The sequence below is a fragment of the Mycobacterium sp. TY814 genome (genome assembly GCF_030755175.1).
Taxonomy (GTDB): Bacteria; Actinomycetota; Actinomycetes; order Mycobacteriales; family Mycobacteriaceae; genus Mycobacterium.
This window is the reverse complement of the sequence record NZ_JAUFRY010000001.1, coordinates 1481314-1504560: the sequence shown is the minus strand read 5'-3', so window position 1 is coordinate 1504560 and position 23247 is coordinate 1481314. Positions and strand designations below refer to the sequence as shown.

Genomic DNA, 23247 nt, shown 5'->3' with positions numbered 1-23247 from the left:
TAACTTTTCTATAACGAACGTAAAAATCTGGCCTCATATCTGGCACCGCGAATAACATCTGCGAATCGGGAATCTCTGCGGGAAAGTGGGGCCGTTGCCATGTCGTATGTGATCGCTGCAACCGACGCCCTCATCGCGGCGGCGTCGGACGTCGCGAGCATCGGATCAGCGATCAGCGCAGCCACTCTTGCTGCGGCGCTGCCCACCACCGAGGTGCTGTCGGCGGCCGCCGACGAGGTCTCGACGCGCGTCGCGGACCTTTTCGGGGCACACGCAGCGGGCTACCAGAAGGTCGCCGCCGAGGCGGCCGCTTTCCACGATCAATTTCTGCACTCTTTGGCGGCCGGATCGGCTTCGTATTTCCACACCGAAGCCCTGGGTGCCGAAATAATTCGGCAATCGCTGGATGCCATTAACACTCCCACTTTTGCATACTTCGGACGCCCGCTCATCGGGAATGGCGCCGACGGCGCGCCGGGTACCGGCCAAAGCGGTGGCGCCGGTGGCATCCTTTGGGGCAACGGCGGTGCCGGAGGCTCCGGCGCGACCGGGGCGAACGGCGGCAACGGAGGAGTGGGCGGCAGGGGTGGCGCTGCCGGATTGATCGGCTCCGGTGGTGCCGGTGGTGCCGGCGGTTCCTCTACGACAGGGATCGGCGGCGCCGGTGGTACGGGTGGCGCGGCAGGGTTGCTCGGTTCTGGTGGCGTCGGCGGTGCGGGGGGGCTCTCGGTTAGCGGTACCGGTGGTCGCGGTGGTGCCGGCGGTTCCGGCGGACTGCTGTTCGGCAACGGTGGGACGGGGGGTTCCGGCGGCCCACACAGCGGTACCGGCGGTGCCGGCGGCCGTGGCGGATTGCTGTTCGGCAACGGTGGCGCGGGGGGTTCCGGCGGAGACGGCGCAGTCGGGCTCCCGGGCTATGACGGGTTCCTGCCGGGCGCAGACGGCAGCAACGGCGGAGTTGGCGGCGTCGGCGGACACGGTGGTGCAGGTGGCCACGCCGGCCTGCTGTTCGGCGCCGGCGGCGCCGGCGGCGCCGGCGGTACGGGTGGGGTGGGGGGTGGCGGCGGTCATGGTGCAGGTGGCGACCTCGGACTCACCGGCGGGGCGGGCGGTGACGGTGGCCTCGGGGGGTCCGGCGGCATCGGTGGGGCATCGGGTCACGGAGGCGGCCTTTTCGGCAAGGCTGGTGCACCCGGTGTCGGCGGTGCCGGCGGTGACGGCGGAGTTGCCGGCTCGGGTGGAGCGGGAGGTCATGGCGCCGTAGTCAACGGGATCGCCGGTAGCGGCGGCGACGGCGGCAGAGGCGGTAATGCGGGCATCGGCGGTGCTGGCGGCAGGGCCGGCGCACACGGTGGAGTTGCCGGGGTGCACGGCCGAAGCTGGATCACCGGTGGCGATGGGGGTGCGGGCGGTTCCGGCGCCGATGCGACAACTGCCGGCGCAGCCGGCGGTGCCGGCGGCAAAGGTGGTGCGGGTGGCTCCGTGGGCAACGGCGGCGCCGGTGGCGCCGGAGGCAATGGGATGTCCGCTGCGCAGGTCACCGAGCCGGGCGCCAGCGGCACCCCCGGCGGTGCCGGCGGGGCCGGCGGAGCGGGCGGTGCCGGCGGGACGATCTCGGGTAATGGCGGTGCCGGGGGCTCCGGTGGTACTGGGGCAGACGGTAGTAGCGGCGTCACCGGATCGGTCGGCGGTGCGGGCGCCAACGGCGTTGATGGCGGCAACGGTGGTGCCGGCGGTAAGGGGGGCGCCGGTGGCGCCGGCGGGGCCGCGCTCGGCATTGGGGCCGGCGGTCATGGCGGTGCCGGTGGCAACGGCCGTCACGGCGCAGCTCCGGGTGATGGCGGTGCCGGCGGCAACGGCGCGGTTGTGAACGGTGTTGCGGGCAGCGGCGGTGACGGAGGCAAGGGCGGTGACCCCGGTGCCGCCGGAGCCGCGGGTCTGGGTGGCGCCGGCGGTACCGGAACTCAACCGGGTGCAATTGGGGCCGACGGTAATGCGGGTTCAACTGCTACCGCCGGCGGGAAGGGCGGCGCCGGCGGTTCCGGCGCCGACGCGACCGCTGTTGGTGGGGCTGGCGGTGGCGGAGGCAAGGGTGGTGCCGGGGGATCGGTAGGCGACGGCGGTAACGGAGGTGCCGGCGGTAACGGATTGGCGGGTACTCAGGGACCAGGCCCCGGTAGCGACGGTGGTGCCGGCGGTGGCGGTGGCGCCGGAGGCGACGGCGGTGCGGGCGGTTCGACGTCGGGCAACGGCGGTGTCGGAGGTGCGGGCGGCCACGGCGCGAGCGGCGGTTCGGGTGCGAAGGGTGCCACCGGCGGTGCCGGGTTGACCGGTGGTGACGGTGGTAGCGGTGGTGTGGGCGGCAAAGGCGGCGTTGGTGGCCTCGGCGGCACCGCGATCGGGAAGGGCACCAGCGGTCAGGGCGGAGCGGGCGGTAATGGCGGTCAGGGCGGAGCGCCGGGCGACGGCGGTAGCGGCGGGAACGGGGTGGTGGTCAACGGCACTGCGGGCGCCGGTGGGGACGGCGGCCGCGGCGGCGAGCCCGGCGCTGGCGGTCTCGCCGGCCTTGGCGGAGCTGGGGGCGCCGGCGCCCGCCCTGGCATTGACGGGGCGTCGGGCAACGCCCCGTCCGCTGGCGGCAACGGCGGCGTCGGCGGAACCGGGGCCTCGGCGACCAGCGATGGCGGCGCGGGCGGCGCCGGCGGTAGAGGCGGTGACGGCGGTTCGGTCGGCAACGGCGGCGCTGGTGGCAACGGCGGAAATGGCGCGAAGGGCGTTCCAGGTGCCAATGCGACCGATCCCGGTCAACACGGCATGACGGGCGGCACGGGCGGTAGCGGTGGAAGCGGCGGGGCCGGTGGCCTCGGGGGTAAGAGCTCCGGTGGCGGCGGCGACGGTGGATCCGGCGGCCTGGCCGGCGCGGGGGGTGCCGGGGGTGCCGGCGGTTCCGCCAGCGGTAGCGGCGGCGACGGTGGTAACGGCGGCAGCGGAGGCAGCGGCGGGCTCGGCGGTCTCGCCCAAGCTGCCGGCGGCAAACCAGGCGAAATGGGCGCCGGTGGCAGCGGCGGCACCGGCGGCGCCGGCGGTGTCGGTGGCACCGGAACGGATGGCATTTGGTTCGGCGACGCGGGCATTGCCGGAGGTGCTGGCGGCAACGGCGGCTCGGGCGGCAGCGGCGGAACCGGCGGAATTATCGGTGGAAGTGGGGGCGCCGGTGGCGAGGGTGGTATCGGCGGCACGGGCGGCAGAGGCGGGGTCAGCGGCACCGGCGGCACCGGTGGCGGGGGTGGTACTGGTGGAAAGGCCGGCCTCGGCGGTGCCGCACTGTCACTCGGCGGGCAGATAGGCGCCGTAGGCACCAGCGGCACCGGTGGTGTCGGCGGCATCGGCGGGAACGGCGGCAACGGTATGAGCTACGCCACTGCGGGTGCTCCCGGTACCGCTGGAGGCATCGGCGGTGATGGCGGCGCTGGCGGAAAAGGTGGGGCCCCCGCCGTCGACGGTGCCACCGGAGGTGGCGACGGCGGACGCGGCGGTGCCGCTGGAACTGGCGGTGCCGGCGGCAACGGCGTCACCGGCGCCGCCAGCGGCGGAGCCGGCGGCAACGGCGGCAACGGCGGCAACGGCGGCAATGGCGGCGCGGGCGGCGCCGCCGGCGGCGCCGGAGCCAAGGCCGGTAATCAGGGCGACGCGGGAAGCGGCGGCGCGGGAGGCGTCGGGGGCAACGGCGGGACCGGCGCGAACGGCTACAACCCCCCCGGGCAAATCAACACCGGGCAAGTGGGATTCGGTGCCAATGGGGCAGGTACCAGGCTCGAAGATGTCGGCTTCGGGGTCAAACACCTGATAGGCGACAGTGGCGCAAGTGGGCCGGACTCCTCGCTTCCCGGCATAAGAGGCGGCAATGGCGGCGATGGCGCAGCCGCCGTGAACGGCGAACTCAATATCAACATCCGTGCCTTCGGCGGCACCGGCGGCGTCGGCGGTACCGGCGGGTTCCGCGCACAAGGTGGCAACGGCGGTTGGGGCGGAAACGCTTCCAACTTCCCCGTTTTCTATGCCTACGCCGGCGATGGCGGTGTAGGCGGCACCGGTGGCTACGGGGGCAGCGGCGGCACTGGCGGCAACGGCGGATACAACGCTTTTCCCGTCGAAGATTTCTTGGGGACGCGCAACACTTACGGCAACGGCGGCGCCGGCGGCACCGGCGGCGTGGGTGGCGGTACCGGCGGCATCGGCGGGATCGGCGGTAATGGGCCGATCAATCCCCTACTCAGCACTAACGGCCCGGCCGGCGGCACCGGCGGCAGTGGCGGTACTGGCGGAAAGGGCGCGTCACTCAGTGACGGGTATGGCTACGGCGCCGGGCCCGGCGGTGCCGGTGGCAGCGGTGGAAACGGCGGCAACGCCGGAAACGGCGGCGGCAACGCCGTCGGTGGCAACGCGGGTGCCGGGGGCGCCGGCGGTACCGGCGGCTATGGCGCGCCCGGCGGCACGGGTGGCACCGGTGGCAGCGGCGGCAACACCAGTGGCGGCAACGGCGGTAGTGGCGGCGACGGTGGCATGGGTGGCACCGGCGGTACCGGCGGTATGGGCGGCAATGGCGGCACCGGCGGCACGGGACCCAACGGTGGCGTCAACGGCGGCGGCGGTGCCGGGGGTGCCGGCGGCGACCCCGGCGTCGGCGGCGGCGGAGGAGCCGGCGGCGCACCCGGCAGCGGCGGACCTCCTGGTTATCCCCTCAATTACGTGCAGGGCCAGTGGGGTGCACCGGGCAATTACGGCCCCATCGGATTGACGGGTGAGACCGGGACGTCCGGTGCAGCCGGCCTAGCAGGCTGACGGCTTGCGGCACTTCAGAATTCGTGCCGGACCTCGCACAGCCGTATCCGCCCGTCGACCGCCAGCACTCCCTCCGCGCGCAGCAGCTCCAGCTGCCGGGTGGTGAGGTGGGCGGCGGGTCTGCCCGACGCGGTGATAACCCGGTGCCAAGGCAGGTCCGCGGAGTCTGTGCGCATGATCCAGCCAACGATGCGTGGGCTGGAAAGCTCTGCGGCAGAAGCGATGTCACCGTAGGTGGACACTCTGCCGGGCGGGATGGCCGCGACCAGAGCGCGTACCCGCTCGATCTGCTCGTCGGTCACCGCGGCCACGGCTAAACCAGCTGCAGCCGCTTGCGGACCAGGGCGGCGACGTCGTCGGGCTTGGCGTGCGGAACCATGTGATCACATTCGTAGTCGAGCAGCTCGAAGTCGTCGCCCAATCGCTCACGCAGTCCTGCGACCAACTCCTCGCTGACATAGGGTGGCGACGTCCACCGGGCCCGCACCAGCGTCGTCGGCACCCCGGGCGGGGGCAGCACAACCGCACGTGCCAACTCGCTCCAGTACGCCATCATCGCCGGCAGGCTGATTCGCCAGCCGTACCGCCCGTTGGGCAGCTGCACCAGATGCTCCTCCACGTCGGCGTCCAGCACCGCCGGATCCACGTCCGCCCACACGCCGCCGCCCTTCTCCTGGCGTGCCTCGGACCGCTCGGCATAGTCGGGGGAGCCGAACATCGCCTCGGCGATCTCAGCCATCCACTGCCCGTCCAGGCCGATCGCGGGATCCAGCAGCAGCAACGACGACACCAGGTCCGGTCGGGCCGCCGCCAGATGCATCGCCACCGCAGAACCGAACGAATGCCCGACCACCAGCACCGGAGCCTCGGCGTCCGCCTCGAGCAGGGCGGCGAGCGCAGTGACGTTGGCGTCGATGGTCCACGGTGCGGCCCACGACGAGCGGCCGTGCCCGATCAGATCCGGTGCGGCCACCGCGATTTCCGGCACGTAGTCCGCGAAGTGCTGCCAGCGCCGCCCGTGACCGGTCAATCCGTGCAATGCCAGCATCTGGAGCGGGCCGGCCGGGCCGAAGCGGTGCACATGAAGGGTCACGCTTCGATGATGCCAGTCCGCGTCATACCTGCTCGCGGCAACTTGTCGGACCTCCGTGGTTGCATGCCGGGCATGGCGTTGCAGTGGGATGGGCAGGTGCGCGAGGTGCTGCAGCCCGGGTCGCGCGGTCAGGTGCGCATCCTCGGCGGCCCCGGGACCGGCAAGAGCACCTTGCTGGTCGAGGCTGCGATCGCCCATATCGCGGCGAACATAGCTCCGGAATCTGTTCTGCTGCTTGCTGGTTCGGGCCGGATCGGCATGCGCGAACGCAGCGCGTTGACCAGGGCGATGCTGGCATCGAGCACGACGGCGGCCGTGCGCGAGCCGTTGGTACGTACGCTGCACAGCTACGCCTATGCCGTGCTGCGCCGCGCGGCGGAGCGGGCTGGCGGACCCCCGCCACGACTGCTGACCAGCGCCGAACAGGACGCCATCATCCGGGAACTGCTGGCCGGGGACGCCGAGGACGCCAACCGGTGGCCCGAGCACCTGCTGCCCGCCCTGTGCACCGCGGGGTTCGCCAACGAACTTCGAAACTTGTTGGCGCGCTGCGCAGAGCGTGGCCTCGACCCCCAGCAGTTGGAGCGGCTGGGGCGTCGTTGCGGACGCCCGGAGTGGGCCGCGGCCGGTCAGTTCGCCCGACAGTACGAACAAGTGATGCTGCTGCGGGCGGCGGTCGGCACCGCGGCGCCGCAGGCGACGGCGCCGGCCCTGGCCGCCGCGGAACTCGTCGGCGCCGCATTGGAGGCCCTCGCGGTCGATCCCGAGTTGCTGGCCGCCGAACGGGCCCGGGTCCGGGTGCTGCTGGTCGACGACGCTCAGCAACTCGATCCGCAAGCGGCGCAACTGGTTCGGGTGCTGGCGGCCGGTGCCGATACCGCCCTGATCGCGGGCGACCCGAACCAGGCGGTCTTCGGCTTCCGCGGTGGCGAGTCCGCCGGGCTGCTCGGCGTCGACGGACCGGCGGTGACATTGACGGAGTCCCATCGCTGCGGCCCCGCCGTCGCCCGGGTGATCAGCGGCATCGCCGGCCGGCTGCCCGGCTCCAGCGCCGGCAGGTGCATCGAGGGCTTAGGCAAAGAGGAAGGAGCGGTCACCGCGCGCCTGGCCGCCTCGGCGCACGCGGAGGCCGCACTGATCGCCGACACCCTGCGCCGGGCACATCTCGTCGACGGCGTGCCATGGTCCCAGATGGCGGTGATCGTCCGATCGGTGCCGCGTGCGGGCGCCCGGTTACCCCGCGCGCTGGCCGCCGCCGGCGTCCCGGTCGCACTACCGCCGACCGGCGGGTCGCTGTCGGACGAGCCGGCAGCCCGCACGCTGCTCACCGTCCTGGCCGCCACTGCCGACGGGCTGGACAGTGACCAGGCGCTGGCGCTGCTGTCCGGGCCGATCGGCCGGGTGGACCCGGTCTCGTTGCGGCAGCTGCGCAGAACCTTGCAACGCGGCCGGTCGGAAGCCTTCGGCGAACTGCTTGTGGAGACGCTCAACGGCAACGGGGCGTTGGCGGGGCCGCAGTCCGGCGCGCTGCGACGGGTACGTGCCGTGCTGGCCGCCGCCGCCCGGTGCCATCGCGGCGGAGGCGACCCGCGCTACACCTTGTGGGCGGCATGGCACCGCAGCGGCCTGCAGCGGCGCTGGCTGGCAGCCATCGAGCGGGGCGGCCCGGCGGGGGCCCAGGCCACGCGGGATCTGGAAGTGGTGACCGCGTTGTTCGATGTCACCGACGCCTACGTCACACGCACCGCCGGCGCGTCGCTGCGCGGGCTGGTCGAGCATGTCGAGGCGCTGCGGCTGCCGCCCGCCGGCCGCGATTCGGGTTCGCAGACGCAGCAGGTCAAGGTGCTCAGCGCGCACGCGGCGCTGGGACAGGAATGGGATGTGGTGGTCATCGCCGGGTTGCAGGACGGCTTGTGGCCCAACACGGTGCCGCGCGGCGGCATCCTGGCCACCCAGCGACTGCTCGACGGACTCGACGGCGTCACCGGCGAGGCGTCGGTGCGGGCGCCGCTGCTGGCCGAGGAGCGCCGGTTGCTGGTTGCCGCGATGGGCCGGGCCCGCCGCGCGTTGCTGGTGACGGCGATCGACAGCGACACCGGCGGCAGCGGGGGAGAAGCCGCCCTGCCATCGCCGTTCTTCTTCGAGATCGCGTCGCTGGCAGGCGAGGAAGCCGTTGTGGCCCAACCCGTTTGCTCACCGCGGGTGCTGTCCGCCGCAGCGGTGGTGGGCCGGTTGCGGTCGGTGGTGTGCGCACCAGAGGGCACGGTCGACGAGAACGCCAGATCCTGTGCCGCAACGCAATTGGCCCGCCTGGCCGAGGCCGGGGTGCCGGGGGCCGACCCTTCGGCATGGCACGGGCTGGTTGCGGTCAGCACCGACGCTCCGCTGTGCGGCAGCGACGACGTCGTCACGCTGACACCGTCCACACTGCAGACCTTGACGGATTGCCCGCTGCGCTGGCTCGCCGAGCGGCACGGGGGAAGCAATCCGCGCGAGCTGCGCTCGGCGATCGGTTCGGTGGTGCACGCGTTGATCGCCGAACCCGGCAAGACGGAGTCTCAACTGCTGACCGAGCTGGACCGAGTGTGGCAGCACCTGCCGTTCGACGCCGAATGGCATTCGGCCAACGAACTCAGCCGGCACCGCGCCATGATTCAGGCGTTCGTTGAGTGGCGCGCACAGACGCGCGCCGAGTTGACCGAGGTCGGCGTCGAAATCGGCGTCGACGGAGTCCTGGAGGCCCCGCGCAGCGACGGGGGACAGGTCCGGTTGCGCGGCCGGGTCGACCGGCTGGAGCGCGACGCCGCGGGCCGGCTGGTCATCGTCGACGTCAAGACGGGAAAGACCCCGGTCAGCAAGGATGACGCCCAGCAGCACGCCCAGTTGGCGATGTATCAGCTGGCCGTCGCCGAGGGCATGATCCCGGACTTCCAAAGCGGACCAGACGAGCCCGGTGGAGCGCGGTTGGTTTACCCAGGCAAGACCGGAGCCGCCGGTGCCACGCAGCGCGAGCAGGATCCGCTCACCCCGCAGGCCCGCGAGCACTGGCGTGACCTGGTTCGCCAGGCCGCCGAGGCCACGGCCGGGCCCCAGTTCATCGCCCGGCGCAACGACGGCTGCTCGCACTGCCCGCTGCGGCCGTCCTGCCCCGCCCACGAGGGGTGCGCGTGACGAGCCCGCGGTACAGCCCCACTGAATTGGCCGATGCGCTGGGCATCTTCCCGCCCACCGAGGAACAGGCGGCGGTGATCGCCGCACCGCCGGGCCCGCTCGTCGTCATCGCGGGCGCCGGGGCCGGCAAGACCGAGACCATGGCGGCGCGCGTGGTGTGGCTCGTCGCCAACGGCTACGCCGAACCCAGCCAGGTGCTCGGCTTGACCTTCACCCGCAAGGCCGCCGGCCAGCTGTTGCGGCGGGTGCGCTCGCGTCTTGCGCGGCTATCTGGAGTTGGCCCGGGGCCGGGGGAGGGGACGCCGACGGTCAGCACCTATCACGCGTTCGCAGGCTCGCTACTTCGGGAATACGGCCTGCTGTTGCCGGTGGAACCCGATACCAGACTGCTCACCGAAACCGAGCTCTGGCAGCTGGCATTCGATGTGGTCAACGGCTACGAGGGCGCGCTGGAAACCGACAAGACGCCGGCCGCCGTCACCGCGCTGGTGTTACGGCTGTGGGGGCAGCTGACCGAACACCTCGTGAGCACCGACCAGCTCCGCGACACCCATCTCGAGCTGGAGCGGCTGGTGCACACCCTGCCGGCCGGGCCGCAGCAACGCGGTAGCGGTCCCAACCAGTCGCTGCTGCGCATGCTGGCCACCCAGACTCAGCGCGCCGAGCTGGTGCCGCTGCTGGATGCGCTGGCGCAACGCATGCGCGGTGCCAAGGTCATGGACTTCGGCATGCAGATGGCGTCGGCGGCGCGGCTGGCAGCGACGTTCCCGCAGGTGGGACGGGACCTGCGCAGTCGCTACCGCGTGGTGCTGCTCGACGAGTACCAGGACACCGGGCACTCTCAGCGCATCGCCCTGTCGTCATTGTTCGGCGGCGGCGCCGATGACGGGCTGGCCTTGACTGCGGTCGGCGACCCCATCCAGTCGATCTATGGCTGGCGCGGCGCCTCGGCGACCAACCTGCCGCGATTCACCACCGACTTCCCGCTGTCCGACGGATCGCCGGCGCCGACGCTGGAGTTGCGGACCAGCTGGCGCAACCCCCCGCGAACGTTGCAGCTCGCCAACGCCATATCGGCCGAGGCGCGGCGGCGCTCGGTCGCCGTGCGGCCGCTGCGCCCCCGCCCGGACGCCCCGCCGGGCACCGTCCGCTGTGCGCTGCTGCCCGATATCGTGGCCGAGCGTGACTGGATCGCCGGCCACCTGCAGGAGCATTACCGGCACGCCCGCGACGAAGGGATCGCGCCGCCCACGGCCGCGGTCCTGGTGCGCCGCAACGCAGATGCCGCCCCCATCGCGGATGCGCTGCGCGCCCGCGGGATCCCCGTGGAGGTCGTCGGCCTGGCGGGCCTGTTGTCCGTCCCGGAGGTCGCCGACGTGGTGGCGATGCTGCGCCTGGTCGCCGACCCGACGGCCGGCGCGGCGGCGATGCGGGTTCTCAGCGGCCCGCGCTGGCGCCTCGGCGGGCGGGATATCGCCGCGTTGTGGCGGCGCGCTCAGGAGTTGGGCGGTTCCGGGCGGGCCACCGAAGCGCTCTCGGCCGAGTCCATCGCGAAGGCAACCGGTCCGGACGCAGACGTCGCCTGCCTGGCCGACGCCGTTTCGGACCCAGGCCCGCCCGGCGGCTACTCGGCCGCCGGCCATCAACGGATCACAGCTCTGGCCGCCGAACTGACCGCGCTGCGGGGGCATCTGGGTCACTCCCTGCCCGACCTGGTCGCTGAGGTTCGCCGCGTCCTGGGGGTCGACTGCGAGGTTCGCGCCGCCGCCACCGGGCAATGGTCTGGCGCCGAGCATCTCGATGCCTTCGCCGATGAGGTCGTCGGCTACGCGGAGCGCGCCGGCGGCGCAGCCAAGGCCTCAGTGGCCGGCTTGCTCGCCTACCTTGACGTGGCCGCGGAAGTGGAGAACGGCCTGACACCTGCACAGCCGATCGCCGCCCGCGACCGGGTGCAGGTGCTCACGGTGCACGCCGCCAAGGGCCTGGAATGGCAGGTGGTCGCGGTGGCACACCTGTCCGGCGGGACCTTCCCGTCGAACGCGTCGCGAAGCAGTTGGCTCACCGACGCCGGTGAACTGCCGCCGCTGCTGCGCGGTGATCGCGCCGCGGCCGGCGCGCTCGGCATCCCGGTCCTGGACACCTCGGCCGTCACGAACCGAAAGCAATTGTCCGACACAATCACCGAGCACCGCGCTCAGCTCGACCAGCGACGCGTCGACGAGGAACGCCGACTCCTCTATGTAGGTGTCACCCGGGCCGAGGACACGCTGCTGATATCCGGGCACCACTGGGGTGCCACCGGGATCAAGCCGCGTGGGCCGTCGGAGTTCCTGGGTGAACTCAAAAACATCATCGAGGAGTCCGCGCAGGCCGGCCAAGCCTGCGGGGTCGTCGAGCACTGGGCACCCGCACCCGCCGACGGCGAGCGAAATCCCCTGCAGGACAACGTTGTCGAAGCGGTCTGGCCTGTCGACCCGTTGTCGCGGCGGCGCGCCGACGTCGAACGCGGGGCCGCGCTGGTCAGCAAGGCAAGGTCGGCGGATAACACGATGGACGTCGAGGGCAAGGCCGACCTCGAAGGCTGGGCCGCCGACGTCGACGCATTACTCGCCGAGCGGGCGCGCACCGCCCAGCCCCCGGAACATGCGTTGCCGAGCCAGCTCTCGGTCAGCGGCCTGGTGGATCTGGCCCGCGACCCCGAAGCGGCGGCGCAGCGGCTGATCCACCGGCTCCCCACCCGGCCAGATCCACATGCGTTGCTCGGCAACGCCTTTCACTCGTGGGTGCAGCAGTTCTACGGCGCCGAGTTGCTGTTCGACCTGGGTGATCTGCCCGGCGCGGCCGACTCCGACGTGGGTGACCCGCAGGAGTTGGCCGCTCTGCAGCAGGCATTCACCGCTTCGCCATGGGCGGCCCGCACCCCGATCGCGATCGAGGTGCCGTTTGAGATGCCGATCGGCGACACCGTGGTGCGTGGGCGCATCGATGCGGTCTTCGCCGACGACGACGGCGGTGTCACGGTGGTGGACTGGAAGACCGGTGAGCCGCCGCGCGGGCTGGACGCCAGGCGCCACGCCGCCGTCCAGCTGGCGGTGTACCGGCTGGCGTGGGCGGCCCTGCAGGGCTGCCCGGAATCGTCGGTGCGTACCGCCTTCTACTACGTCCGCAGCGGGGCCACCGTCGTGCCCGATGAGCTGCCCGACGCCGACGAGTTGAGCACGCTGCTGGTCGACTCCGGTCGCCCCACCCTCGCCTGATCGTGGTTACATGACTTCCGTGGCGAAAGGGAGCTGGCGGCGGCTGCGGCGTCTCGACGAGAGGCTGACCGTCCAGCCCAGTTATGCGCTCGTCGGCGTGCTGCGGATCCCGCAGGGCCATTCCAGTCCCGCCCGCATCATCTCCCGCCGGGTCAGCATCGCGCTGGTGGCGCTGTTGGTCGGCGCGGTCACCGTCTACCTCGACCGCGACGGCTACCACGACTCGCGCGGCGACAGCCTGACGTTTCTGGACTGCCTGTACTACTCCGCGGTGACGTTGTCGACGACCGGCTACGGCGACATCACGCCGGTCTCCGAATTCGCCCGGGCGACGAACGTTCTGATCATCACGCCGCTGCGCATCGCATTCCTGATCTTGCTGGTCGGCACGACGCTCGAGGTCGTCACCGAAACATCGCGGCAGGCTTTCAAGATCCAGCGTTGGAGGAACAGAGTGCGCAACCACACCGTCGTCATCGGCTACGGGACCAAGGGCAAGACGGCGATCGGGGCCATGCTCAGCGACGAAGTGCCACCCGGCGAAATCGTCGTCGTCGACACCGATCGGGCGGCCCTGGAGCGCGCCGCCTCGGCCGGCCTGGTCACCGTCCACGGCGACGCCACGAAATCCGACGTATTGCGGCTGGCCGGCGCGCAGCACGCCGCCTCGATCATCGTCGCCGCCAATCGTGACGACACCGCGGTACTGGTCACGCTGACCGCGCGGGAACTCTCACCCAAGGCAATGATCGTCGCCTCCATCCGTGAGGCCGAAAACCAGCATCTGTTGCAGCAATCCGGAGCCAACTCGGTGGTGGTGTCCTCCGAGACCGCCGGCCGGCTGCTCGGCCTGGCCACCACCACTCCGACAGTGGTGCAGATGATCGAGGACCTGCTGACCCCGGACCAGGGGCTGGCGATCGCCGAACGCGAGGTGGAACAGTCCGAGGTCGGTGGGTCGCCGCGGCATCTGCGCGACATCGTGCTCGGGGTGGTCCGCGGTGGGCAGTTGCTCCGCATCGGCGCGCCCGAGGTGGACGCCATCGAGGCGGGCGACCGGCTGCTCTATGTCCGCCACATCGCGGACGAACGATAGGGCCTGCGCGTGGACTTCAGGTTGCGGGACATTCCGCTGCTGTCGCGCGTCGGGGCCGATCGCGCCGACCAGCTGCGCACCGACATCGACGCGGCCGCGGCCGGGTGGCCCGACGCGGCGCTGCTGCGCGTCGATTCCCGCAACCAGGTACTGGCCGCCGGCGGCAAAGTGGTGCTCGGCCCGGCGGCAGCGGAGGGTGACACACCGCCTCCGGACGCCGTGTTCCTGGGGCGCGTCGAAGGCGGCCGTCACGTCTGGGCGATTCGGGGCCCGCTGCAGCCACCCGACGACGGCGAAGTCGAGGTTCTGGATCTGCGCCGGCTCGGACGCATCATCGACGACACCAGCAGCCAGCTGGTGTCGTCCGCGCTGGCGCTGCTCAACTGGCACGACAGCGCCCGCTTCAGCCCGGTCGACGGCACTCCGACCAAGCCGGCCCGCGCCGGCTGGGCGCGGGTCAACCCGCTCACCGGCCACGAAGAGTTCCCCCGTATTGACCCGGCGGTGATCTGCCTGGTCCACGACGGCGGCGATCGCGCGGTGCTGGCCCGCCAAGCGGTCTGGCCGCAGCGGATGTTCTCGCTGCTGGCCGGGTTCGTGGAGGCCGGCGAGTCGTTCGAAGTCTGCGTCGCCCGTGAGATCCGCGAGGAGATCGGACTGACCGTCACGGACGTGCGCTACCTCGGCAGCCAGCCCTGGCCTTTTCCGCGCTCCCTGATGGTCGGGTTTCACGCCGTGGGCGACCCGGAGGAACCGTTCTCGTTCAACGACGGCGAGATCGCCGAGGCGACCTGGTTCACCCGCGACGAGATCCGTGCGGCACTCGAGGCCGGTGACTGGTCCAGTGCGTCGGACTCCAAACTGCTGTTGCCGGGCTCGATTTCGATCGCCCGGGTGATCATCGAGTCCTGGGCCGCCGAAGGCTGAGCCGGCCGGGCGCGCTACTTGATGCGGTCGCAGATGTTGTCCAGGATCGTGCTGGCGATCCGCTCGGCCGGCTCGATGCCCAGCACGCCGACCGACATCAACACCGACTTGCGGGCCCGGTACTGGTGACTCCACCCGTTGTCGGTGATCCGCAGACTCATCGCATCAGGCTTGTCCAGCTTGAATGCGTACTTCGGGTCGTTCAACGCGACGCACGCGTTCAGTGAGGCTTCCAGCTGATCGAGAGCAGAGCGGGCCGCCTGCGCATCGGGGTAGATCGCGACGGCCTGGCTCACCGAGTCCTTCATGGTGCGGCCGCCCGGGTCGAGGTCGTCGGTCACCCCGCTGTAGCCCGCGCTGCGAAACTCGGTCCAGCCGCTGGCGAAGGTGAGATCGCTGGTGCCGGCCGCCCGGCAGGGCCCCGGCGCGTTGACGTCGCCGGCCGGCGGGTGATTGAGGTTCGCATGGGCGTGCGTGGTGAGCTCTTCGTAGTTGGCGATGCGCCGCACGTCTTCGACGCTGACGATCAGCGCGTCTACTCCGGTGGCCGCCGAGGTGCTGGGAGCTGCCGGGGTGCTCTGGTGTGAGCACGCGGTGAGCGCGGCGAGTGCGAAGAACACGACGAAAATTGCCCGCCGGACCAGCGCCCCTGCCATGGTCCTTATCGTAAGCGCGACAGGACGCGACGGTCCGCACCAATTGGCCGCCCGTGTCGGCCGCCCGCGTTCAGCCGGTTAGCTTCGCCTTGACCTCGCTCGCGCTCGGATTGGTCATCGTCGACCCGTCGGCGAACTTCACGGTCGGCACCGTCCGGTTGCCCCCGTTCACGGAGCTGACGAAATCGGCGGCGGCAGAATCCTGTTCGATATCGACCTCGTCATAGGCGATGCCCTGAGCCTTCAGCGCCGTCTTGAGCCGGAAACAGTAGCCACACCAGCTGGTGGTGTACATGGTCAGCGCAGCGTTGGTCATGACTCGATAACGTAGCCCGACGATGAACCATTCCTGTGTCGGCCCGCCGAGAACCGGGACACGCCCGGCTTGTCGGCGGGCACTGCCAAGATGGACGGCATGCCGGTGATGGCCGATGCCTTGATCTCGGGGCTGGACGACGAGCAGCGCGAAGCCGTGCTCGCTCCGCGCGGCCCGGTCTGCGTGCTGGCGGGTGCCGGCACCGGCAAGACGCGCACCATCACCCATCGCATCGCTCAGCTGGTCGCCAGCGGTCACGTCGCCGCCGGCCAGGTGCTGGCGGTCACGTTCACCCAGCGCGCGGCGGGTGAGATGCGGTCCCGGCTGCGCGCGCTGGACGCGGCGGCGCAGAATGGCTCGCGCGTCGGCACTGTGCAGGCGCTCACCTTCCACGCCGCCGCGCACCGTCAGCTGCGCTACTTCTGGCCCCGGGTGGTCGGCAACACCCGCTGGGAACTGCTGGACACCAAGTTCGCCGTCGTCGCCCGGGCGGCCAGCCGGTGCCGGTTCAACGTCAGCACCGACGACGTGCGCGACCTGGCGGGCGAGATCGAGTGGGCCAAGGCGTCGCTGATCACCCCCGAGCAGTACGCGGGTGCGGTGGCAGGGGCCGGGCGGGACACGCCGCTGGACGCCGAGAAGGTGGTGGCCGTCTACGCCGCCTACGAGGCGCTCAAGGTCCGGGACGAGGACGTGACGCTGCTCGATTTCGACGATCTGCTGCTGCACACCGCCGCAGCGATCGAGAACGACGCCGCGGTGGCCGCCGAATTCCGCGATCGCTACCGCTGCTTCGTGGTCGACGAGTACCAGGACGTCACCCCGCTGCAGCAGCGGGTGCTGTCGGCCTGGCTCGGCGACCGCGACGATGTCACCGTCGTCGGCGACGCCAACCAGACCATCTACTCCTTCACCGGCGCCTCACCGCGCTTTCTGCTGGACTTCTCCCGGCGTTTCCCGGACGCCACGGTGGTGCGCCTGGAACGCGACTACCGGTCCACGCCGCAGGTCGTGTCGCTGGCCAACCAGGTGATCGCCGCCGCCCGGGGCCGCGTCGCGGGCAGCAAGCTACAGCTCATCGGTCAGCGGCCGCCCGGCCCGGCGCCGTCCTTCCGGGAGCATCCCGACGAGCACACCGAGGCCGCTTCGGTCGCGGCCGCCATCGCGCAGCTGATCGAAAACGGCACTGCGGCATCGGAAATCGCGATCCTGTATCGCGTCAATGCGCAGTCGGAGATCTACGAGGAGGCGCTGACCGAGGCCGGCATCGCCTACCAGGTCCGCGGCGGGGAGGGATTCTTCAATCGTCAGGAGATCAAACAGGCCCTGCTTGCGTTGCAGCGCGCGGCCGACCGCGGGCCCGAAGGCGACCTGGCAGAGGTCGTCCGCGGCGTCCTCGAGCCACTCGGGCTGACGCAGGAGCCACCCGCCGGCACCAAGGCCCGCGACCGCTGGGATGCCCTCACCGCACTGGCCGAACTGGTCGACGACGAGGTGGCCCAGCGTCCGGGGCTGGAGTTGCCGGGTCTGGTGGCCGAGTTGCGGTTGCGGGCCGATTCCCGGCACCCACCCGTGGTGCAGGGCGTGACACTGGCGTCCCTGCACGCCGCCAAGGGTCTCGAGTGGGACGCCGTGTTCCTGGTCGGCCTGGCCGACGGCACCCTGCCGATCTCGCACGCGCTGGCGCGCGGCGCCGACAGCGAGCCGGTCGAGGAAGAGCGCCGACTGCTCTATGTCGGAATCACCAGGGCCAGAATGCATTTGGCGCTCAGTTGGGCGCTGGCGCGGTCCCAGGGTGGCCGTCAGACCCGCAAGCCGTCCCGGTTCCTCAACGGCATCGCCCCCCAGACCCGGGTGGAGGCCGCGCCCGGCAAGTCGCGGCGCAACAAGGGCCCGGCGCGCTGCCGAGTCTGCAACAAGGACCTCTCCACGCCGGCGTCCATCATGCTGCGGCGATGTGAAACCTGCGCTGGAGACGTCGACGAGGAACTGTTGCTGCAGCTTAAAGACTGGCGCCTGGCAGCGGCGAAAGAACAGAATGTGCCGGCCTACATCGTGTTCAGCGACAACACCCTGATCGCGATCGCCGAACTGCGGCCCACCGACGAGGCGTCGCTGATCGCCATCCCCGGCATCGGTGCCCGCAAACTCGAGCAGTACGGCCCCGACGTGCTCGAGCTGGTCCGGCAGGCTCAGTGAAGCGGCATATCCGCAGGTCAGAAAATCGGTTGCCGAGCCCGGCCGGTACCGTTTAGTCTCGGTAACGTATTTTGTCGGCCGCTCGTAGCGCACACGGAAGGAGGGTGGCCCGCGATGATTTCGATGAATTTGTACGGCGTACGCGCCGCCGCCCGCCATGCCGCCGCTACCCCGGCGGCAGCGGGCAAGCACCGCGTCGCCGCCGCGACTGAAGCGTCCGTGAGGCTCAACGTAAAGACGTAAGCAGCCAGTTTTCGCCACATGGCCACGGACCGGAAGTCGATCCGTGGCCATCGTTGTCTCCGCAGACAACTTCCCTGGTCCGGATCACGCAAAGGACAACCAACCGACCAGGAAGCAGGTGAAAAGGACATGTCGGCATCGACAGTCCCTAGACGGACGCAGCCGGCTCTGCCGTGTCATGCCGGTGATCCCGACCTATGGTTTGCCGAAACCCCGGCCGACCTCGAACGTGCCAAAACGTTGTGCGTGCACTGCCCGGTGCGGCGCCAGTGCCTGGCCGCGGCGCTGGAACGAGCCGAGCCGTGGGGTGTCTGGGGTGGCGAGATCTTCGAGCGCGGCTCGGTCGTCGGTCGTAAGCGTCCCCGAGGGCGGCCTCGCAAAGAGGCCGCCTGACGGGCGCTTAAACCACGACAGCGTCTGGTTCGGCGAAGCCGGGAATCAGCTCCTCCGACAGCGCCTTGATGGGCACCGTCGCATCCAGCTGGCACAGAATCGCGGCCACCGATGCGATCACCCGCATCGGGATCGCCAGCTTGGGCGGCAGGTCCATCTGCCGCGCCGTTTTGATCTGGGCCACCGAGCGGTCGAACTGGCTCACCGTCATCCGCTGCAGCCACTTACGGGTGTAGTGGAACTCGTCTACCTCGATGGGCTCGACGTACTGGCGCAACATCTCGTCGATCTCGCGGACCGAGACCTGCTGACCCTTCTGGATGAACCCGACCTTCTCCATGGTGGGTAGCAGCAGGTCGTAGTTCTTGTCGCGGGCCAACCGAATGGTCATGCCGAGTTCGATGGGGTATCCGCCGGGCAACGGTGCGACGGCGCCGAAGTCGATGACGCCCATCCGTCCGTCGGGCAGCAGCATGAAGTTGCCCGGGTGGGCGTCGCCGTGCAGCATTTCCAGCCGCCGCGGCGCGTCAAAGGTGAGTTCCAGCAGCCGAACGCCGATCAAGTCACGCTGCTCGGGGGTGCCGTGACGGATGATCTCGGCCATCGGGATGCCGTCGATCCACTCCTGGATCACCACCTTCGGCGCGCTGGCCACCACGTGCGGAACCGCGAAGTGGGGATGGCCTGCGTACGCCTTGGCGAACTTGCGCTGGTTGTCGGCTTCCAGCCGGTAGTCCAACTCCATCTCGGTGCGTTCGATCAGCTCGTCGACCACGCCCTGGATGTCGGCGCCGGGGGAGAGTTGCTTGAACACCCCGACCATGCGCTGCATCGTCTTGAGGTCGGCGCGCAGCGCCTCGTCGGCGCCCGGGTACTGAATTTTGACGGCCACCTCGCGGCCGTCGGACCAGATGGCCTTGTGAACCTGGCCAATGCTGGCTGAGGCGACGGGGGTGTCGTTGAACGACGTGAAGCGTTCCCGCCATTTGGTGCCCAGCTGGGCGTCGAGAACCCGGTGCACCTTGGCGGCGGGCAGCGGGGGAGCGTCCTTCTGCAGTTTGGTCAGCGCTTCGCGGTACGGCTCGCCGAATTGCTCGGGGATGGCAGCCTCCATCACCGACAGCGCCTGCCCGACTTTCATCGCCCCGCCCTTGAGCTCGCCCAGAACGGTGAACAGCTGGTTGGCGGCCTTCTCCATCAGCTCGGCGTTGACTTCGTCCTTCGACTTGCCGGTCAGCCGCTTACCGAACCCGAGGGCCGCCCGGCCGGCCATGCCGACCGGCAGGCTGGCGAGTTTGGCATTGCGGGCGGCGCGGCCGCGCTTGATCTCTGACACACCCCCATCATCCACGACGGCCACCGCATCGTCTGCATCGATTTGAGTCGTAGTTCTTTTGGGATATGTACTCTCTTCGGGTCGCGCATCCGTGTGACGCATCGATCCCCACGTCCGGAGGGTGGACACCAACAGCCATGGCAGCCAGACAATCGCAGCACGACGCCGCCGATTCCTTGTTCCGAGCGATCATCGAGGTGCTGGACAAGCACCGCAACGAGCGCACCCTGACCGAGGACGTGCTGGACACCCTCGGCCGTGCCTACGCGTCGATCTCGACCTGCGTTCCGGAGCAGGGCCGGCTCGGCTAGCAGGTACACAGCGGATGCCGGGTCCACGGGCGGGCCATGATCGTGCTCGCCCGTAGATCGAACTCCAGGGTGGCGTTGAGCGCTGCGGGCGGATCGGGCTGCTGCCCGCGCACTGCCGCGACGACCTGATTGACCTGGCTCAGCGCCAGCGCTGCGGTGGCCAGGATGGTGGCCCGATCGGCGACCCCGATGGTGTCGCGCAGCTGCGCCGCGATGGCCGGCCACGCCGCGTCGCGGTCGCGACGGTGCAGGTCAGCACAGCCCAGGCAGCTGGTCACACCGGGCAGGACCAGCGGCCCCACCAGGCCGGTGCCGTCGCGTACCCGGACGGGAAGATGCGGGACACCCGCGTTGTGCAGGTCGCGCACCATGCGCGGGTCGGCCACCAGGAAATCCGTCAGCACGACGAGATCCACGCTGGCCGTTGTGACGGCAGCGTGCGGCTGGCTGGTGTGCCCGGTCCGCACGCCCGAAGAGCGCAACGCGTGCACCAGCAGGTCGGACAGGGGACCCCGGCCATGCACCCGGATCGACGCCGTCCGACCCGACGGGTCGCCGCCGCCGCGGGTGGCCACTCCGGCCTCGACCAGCTGGGTGAGCAGATCCGTCAGGTCGTCGCCGGCCAACCCACCGGCCTGGCGCTGCAACTCGGTGAGCGACACCGGCGACCGCATGGACCGCAGCAGTGCCGCCAGATTCGGCGCGGTCAGATCGCCCGGGGGACGCACCAGCACCGCACGGCGGGGATGCCACCCGACCTGCACCACACCGTCGGGCCGCAACAGCACCGGCATCGCCGGATCGAGGGAGAACAACGGTGGTGCGGCCGACGCCATGAGATGTCACGGTGCCAGGCCGGGCGCGCGGCTGTGGTCAGTTATCCACAGGACCCGGGTCGTCCCGGATGTCATCCTCGAGCTCGGCGATCGCCGCGTCGATCCCGCTGGTGTCACCGCCCACGATCCGGTCGATGAAGGCCGCCGGGTCGTCGAGGTCGTCGGCGCCGGGCAGCAGGTCGGGGTGCTGCCACACGGCATCCCGCGCATCCATCCCGGCGGCGTCGGTCAGTCGCTGCCACAACGCACCGGCTTCGCGCAGTTTGCGCGGCCGCAGCTCCAGCCCGACCAGGGTCGCGAAGGTCTGCTCGGCGGGGCCCCCGCTGGCGCGGCGCCTGCGCAGCGTCTCGCTGAGCGCCGCCTCGCCGGGCAACCGGTCACCGAGTGCGGCGGTCACCACCGTCTGCACCCAGCCTTCGATCAGGGCGAGCAGCGTCTCGAGCCGTTCGAGCGCCTGCGTCTGCGCGGGCGTGGCCTTCGGCTCGAAGACGCCCTGGCTGAGCAGGTTTTCCATGGCGGCCGGATCGGCCAGCGATGCCGGGTTGAAATCCCGGGCCAGCTCTTCGATGCCGGTCATATCGATCTGCATCCCCGCGGCGTACGCCTCGACGGCTCCCAGTAACTGGCTGGACAACCAGGGAACGTGGCTGAACAGGCGGTGGTGGGCGGCCTCCCGGGCCGCCAGGAACGTCATGATCTCGCTGCGCGGCTGCTCGAGGCCCTCGGCAAAGGACTCCACCGCGTCCGGCAGGATGGCGGCGATCCCCTTGGGTCCGAGCGGCAGGCCGATGTCCGTGGACGTCAGCACCTCTTTGGACAGCCGGCCCAGTGCCTGGCCGAGCTGAGAACCGAAGGCGATACCGCCCATCTGCGACATCATCTGCAGCAGCGGGCCGGCCATGCCCTTGGCCTCTTCTGGCAGCGATTGCGCCCACACCGAGGAGATCTGCTGGGCCATCGGGTCGCACAGCCGCTTCCAGGTGCCCAGCGTGTTGTCGACCCAGTCCGACGGGCTCCAGCCGACCGCTCTGGTGGTGCCTTCCGGCAGTGCCGTCGCGCCGTTGAGCCAGGTCTCGGCCAGGTGCACCGCGTCGGCGATCGCCGAGTTGGTGGTGGCCGGGATCGGGGCGACGAACCCGATCGAACCCGACGCCACCTGTCGGGCCAGGTCGTAGTTCACCGGGCCGGCGTCCTTGCCGGACGCCATCGCGCTGCCGACACCGCCGAACATCTCACCCAGTCGGGTGAACAACTGGCCCAGGTTGGCCATGTCGAAGTCACCCCCGAACCCGAACGGGTTGTTGCCCGCGCCGGCGTTGGGATCGTTCTTCTCGCGCTTCTCACGGTCGGGGTCGTCTCCGCTGGAGAAGCCGAAAGGCAGGTCAGCCATGAGGTCAACCGTACTCACCACGCTGACGGAAAGCGCGCGGCACGGTCACGCTCTCAGCTGAACGTGTCCGAGGCCACGCCGGTTAGGGTAAGCGGCGTGAACAGGCGGATTTTGACCCTGATGGTCGCGCTCGTCCCCATCGTGGTCTTCGGGGTGCTGCTCGCGGTGGTGACGGTCCCGTTTGTGTCACTGGGGCCGGGACCGACCTTCGACACGCTCGGCGAGGTCGACGGCAAGCAGGTCGTGCAGATCGAGGGCACCCAGACCCACCCGACGACGGGTCACCTGAACATGACGACGGTTTCCCAGCGCGACGACCTGACCCTGGGCGAGGCGCTGAGTCTGTGGATCTCGGGTCAGGAGCAGCTGGTGCCGCGCGACCTGATTTACCCGCCCGGCAAGTCCCGCGACGAGGTCGACCAGGCCAACAACGCCGATTTCAAGAACTCCGAGGACAGCGCGCAGTACGCCGCCCTGGGCTACCTGAAGTACCCGGAAGCGGTCACTATCGCCACGGTCACCGACCCCGGCCCGTCGGCCGGGAAGTTGAAGCCCGGTGACGCGATCGACGCCGTCGACCGGACGCCGGTGGCCAACGTCGAGGAGTTCACCTCGCTGCTCAAGAAATCCAAGCCCGGCCAGGTAGTGACGATCGACTACCGCCGCAAGAATGAGCCGGCCGGCATCGCAGAGATCACGCTGGGCACCAACAAGGACCGCGACTACGGGTTCATGGGCGTGGCGGTGCTCGACGCGCCCTGGGCACCGTTCACCGTCGACTTCAACCTGGCCAACATCGGCGGGCCGTCGGCCGGGCTGATGTTCAGCCTCGCCGTCGTCGACAAGCTCACCACCGGTGACCTGGCCGGTTCGACGTTCGTCGCCGGCACCGGCACGATCACCGTCGACGGCAAGGTGGGTCCCATCGGCGGCATCACGCACAAGATGGCCGCGGCCCGTGCCGCCGGCGCCTCGGTGTTCCTGGTGCCCGCGAAGAACTGCTACGAGGCGATGTCCGACATTCCGTCGGGGCTCAAGCTGGTGAAGGTCGAAACGCTCGGTTCCGCGGTGGACGCCCTGCATGCGATGACGTCGGGGGCGGCCACTCCGAGCTGCTAGCCGAGCTGCCAGTCAGGCCACTTGCGTACAGTTGTCGCCATCGGGAAAACGAAGCAGGGAGC

At 70.5% G+C, this 23247-nt stretch carries 16 protein-coding genes; 9 read left to right on the top strand and 7 right to left on the bottom strand.

The genetic code is table 11. From position 1 onward, the window contains the following. The first annotated feature begins 99 nt into the window (after positions 1-99). Positions 100-4842, top strand: coding sequence for a PE family protein (locus tag QXH22_RS06585; RefSeq protein ID WP_306275207.1), 4743 nt, complete (start codon positions 100-102; stop codon positions 4840-4842). Positions 4843-4856: 14 nt separating this feature from the next. On the opposite strand, the gene QXH22_RS06580 is transcribed toward QXH22_RS06585, so the two are convergent. Beyond that, complete coding sequence (locus QXH22_RS06580) at positions 4857-5153, bottom strand: MGMT family protein (protein ID WP_306241909.1); 297 nt, start codon at positions 5151-5153, stop codon at positions 4857-4859. A gap of 2 nt (positions 5154-5155) precedes the next feature. Then, the gene (locus QXH22_RS06575) at positions 5156-5890 is read right to left on the bottom strand and encodes an alpha/beta fold hydrolase (protein WP_306244374.1); all 735 of its coding nucleotides are present in this window, start codon (positions 5888-5890) and stop codon (positions 5156-5158) included. Between the two features lie 117 nt (positions 5891-6007). On the opposite strand from QXH22_RS06575, the gene QXH22_RS06570 reads away from it, so the two are divergent. From QXH22_RS06570 to nudC, 4 genes are read left to right on the top strand one after another with little or no spacing between them, the layout of a single operon-like run. Then, positions 6008-9106, top strand: coding sequence for an ATP-dependent DNA helicase (locus tag QXH22_RS06570; protein ID WP_306241908.1), 3099 nt, complete (start codon positions 6008-6010; stop codon positions 9104-9106). Further along, a complete protein-coding gene (locus tag QXH22_RS06565) occupies positions 9097-12363 on the top strand; it encodes an ATP-dependent DNA helicase (protein WP_306241907.1) in 3267 nt (1088 codons plus the stop codon). The genes QXH22_RS06570 and QXH22_RS06565 overlap by 10 nt, the downstream gene beginning before the upstream one ends. Positions 12364-12373: 10 nt before the next feature. Then, positions 12374-13459 (top strand): TrkA family potassium uptake protein, encoded by a 1086-nt coding sequence (locus QXH22_RS06560; protein ID WP_306241906.1) that lies wholly within the window; start codon positions 12374-12376, stop codon positions 13457-13459. 9 nt (positions 13460-13468) lie between these two features. Continuing rightward, complete coding sequence (nudC, locus tag QXH22_RS06555) at positions 13469-14386, top strand: NAD(+) diphosphatase (RefSeq protein WP_306241905.1); 918 nt, start codon at positions 13469-13471, stop codon at positions 14384-14386. A 14-nt stretch (positions 14387-14400) separates the two neighbouring features. On the opposite strand, the gene QXH22_RS06550 is transcribed toward nudC, so the two are convergent. Next, positions 14401-15042, bottom strand: coding sequence for a sensor domain-containing protein (locus QXH22_RS06550; RefSeq protein WP_306241904.1), 642 nt, complete (start codon positions 15040-15042; stop codon positions 14401-14403). 70 nt (positions 15043-15112) lie between these two features. Then, positions 15113-15358: a mycoredoxin Mrx1 gene (mrx1, locus tag QXH22_RS06545; protein ID WP_306241903.1), complete on the bottom strand. Its 246-nt coding sequence runs from the start codon at positions 15356-15358 to the stop codon at positions 15113-15115. 99 nt (positions 15359-15457) lie between these two features. Between mrx1 and QXH22_RS06540 the strand changes: the two genes are divergently transcribed. Together QXH22_RS06540 and QXH22_RS06535 are read left to right on the top strand one after the other, a co-directional pair. Beyond that, positions 15458-17557, top strand: coding sequence for an ATP-dependent DNA helicase UvrD2 (locus QXH22_RS06540; RefSeq protein ID WP_306244373.1), 2100 nt, complete (start codon positions 15458-15460; stop codon positions 17555-17557). Between the two features lie 372 nt (positions 17558-17929). Then, complete coding sequence (locus QXH22_RS06535) at positions 17930-18193, top strand: WhiB family transcriptional regulator (protein ID WP_306241902.1); 264 nt, start codon at positions 17930-17932, stop codon at positions 18191-18193. 7 nt (positions 18194-18200) lie between these two features. Here the strand turns inward: QXH22_RS06535 and QXH22_RS06530 are convergent, their stop codons facing one another. Beyond that, positions 18201-19544, bottom strand: a complete 1344-nt coding sequence (locus QXH22_RS06530) for an AarF/ABC1/UbiB kinase family protein (RefSeq protein WP_306241901.1) — start codon at positions 19542-19544, stop codon at positions 18201-18203. Between the two features lie 122 nt (positions 19545-19666). On the opposite strand from QXH22_RS06530, the gene QXH22_RS06525 reads away from it, so the two are divergent. Continuing rightward, the gene (locus QXH22_RS06525; RefSeq protein WP_306241900.1) at positions 19667-19840 is read left to right on the top strand and encodes a hypothetical protein; all 174 of its coding nucleotides are present in this window, start codon (positions 19667-19669) and stop codon (positions 19838-19840) included. Here the strand turns inward: QXH22_RS06525 and QXH22_RS06520 are convergent. Both QXH22_RS06520 and QXH22_RS06515 read right to left on the bottom strand, forming a co-directional pair. Continuing rightward, positions 19837-20676 (bottom strand): cyclodehydratase, encoded by an 840-nt coding sequence (locus tag QXH22_RS06520; RefSeq protein ID WP_306241899.1) that lies wholly within the window; start codon positions 20674-20676, stop codon positions 19837-19839. The genes QXH22_RS06525 and QXH22_RS06520 overlap by 4 nt on opposite strands. A 37-nt stretch (positions 20677-20713) precedes the next feature. After that, positions 20714-22084, bottom strand: a complete 1371-nt coding sequence (locus QXH22_RS06515) for a zinc-dependent metalloprotease (protein ID WP_306241898.1) — start codon at positions 22082-22084, stop codon at positions 20714-20716. 78 nt (positions 22085-22162) lie between these two features. On the opposite strand from QXH22_RS06515, the gene QXH22_RS06510 reads away from it, so the two are divergent. Further along, the gene (locus tag QXH22_RS06510; RefSeq protein WP_306241897.1) at positions 22163-23185 is read left to right on the top strand and encodes a PDZ domain-containing protein; all 1023 of its coding nucleotides are present in this window, start codon (positions 22163-22165) and stop codon (positions 23183-23185) included. The last annotated feature ends 62 nt before the right edge of the window (positions 23186-23247 follow it).

Excerpts from the sequence above, each read along its gene's own strand:
- QXH22_RS06535 (WP_306241902.1), top strand. The coding sequence starts at position 17,930 with ATGTCGGCATCGACAGTCCCTAGACGGACGCAGCCGGCTCTGCCGTGT.
- QXH22_RS06525 (WP_306241900.1), top strand. The coding sequence starts at position 19,667 with ATGGCAGCCAGACAATCGCAGCACGACGCCGCCGATTCCTTGTTCCGA.
- QXH22_RS06575 (WP_306244374.1), bottom strand. The coding sequence starts at position 5,890 with ATGCTGGCATTGCACGGATTGACCGGTCACGGGCGGCGCTGGCAGCAC.
- mrx1 (WP_306241903.1), bottom strand. The coding sequence starts at position 15,358 with ATGACCAACGCTGCGCTGACCATGTACACCACCAGCTGGTGTGGCTAC.
- QXH22_RS06570 (WP_306241908.1), top strand. The coding sequence starts at position 6,008 with ATGGCGTTGCAGTGGGATGGGCAGGTGCGCGAGGTGCTGCAGCCCGGG.
- QXH22_RS06550 (WP_306241904.1), bottom strand. The coding sequence starts at position 15,042 with ATGGCAGGGGCGCTGGTCCGGCGGGCAATTTTCGTCGTGTTCTTCGCA.
- QXH22_RS06585 (WP_306275207.1), top strand. The coding sequence starts at position 100 with ATGTCGTATGTGATCGCTGCAACCGACGCCCTCATCGCGGCGGCGTCG.
- QXH22_RS06560 (WP_306241906.1), top strand. The coding sequence starts at position 12,374 with ATGACTTCCGTGGCGAAAGGGAGCTGGCGGCGGCTGCGGCGTCTCGAC.
- QXH22_RS06540 (WP_306244373.1), top strand. The coding sequence starts at position 15,458 with ATGCCGGTGATGGCCGATGCCTTGATCTCGGGGCTGGACGACGAGCAG.
- QXH22_RS06520 (WP_306241899.1), bottom strand. The coding sequence starts at position 20,676 with ATGGCGTCGGCCGCACCACCGTTGTTCTCCCTCGATCCGGCGATGCCG.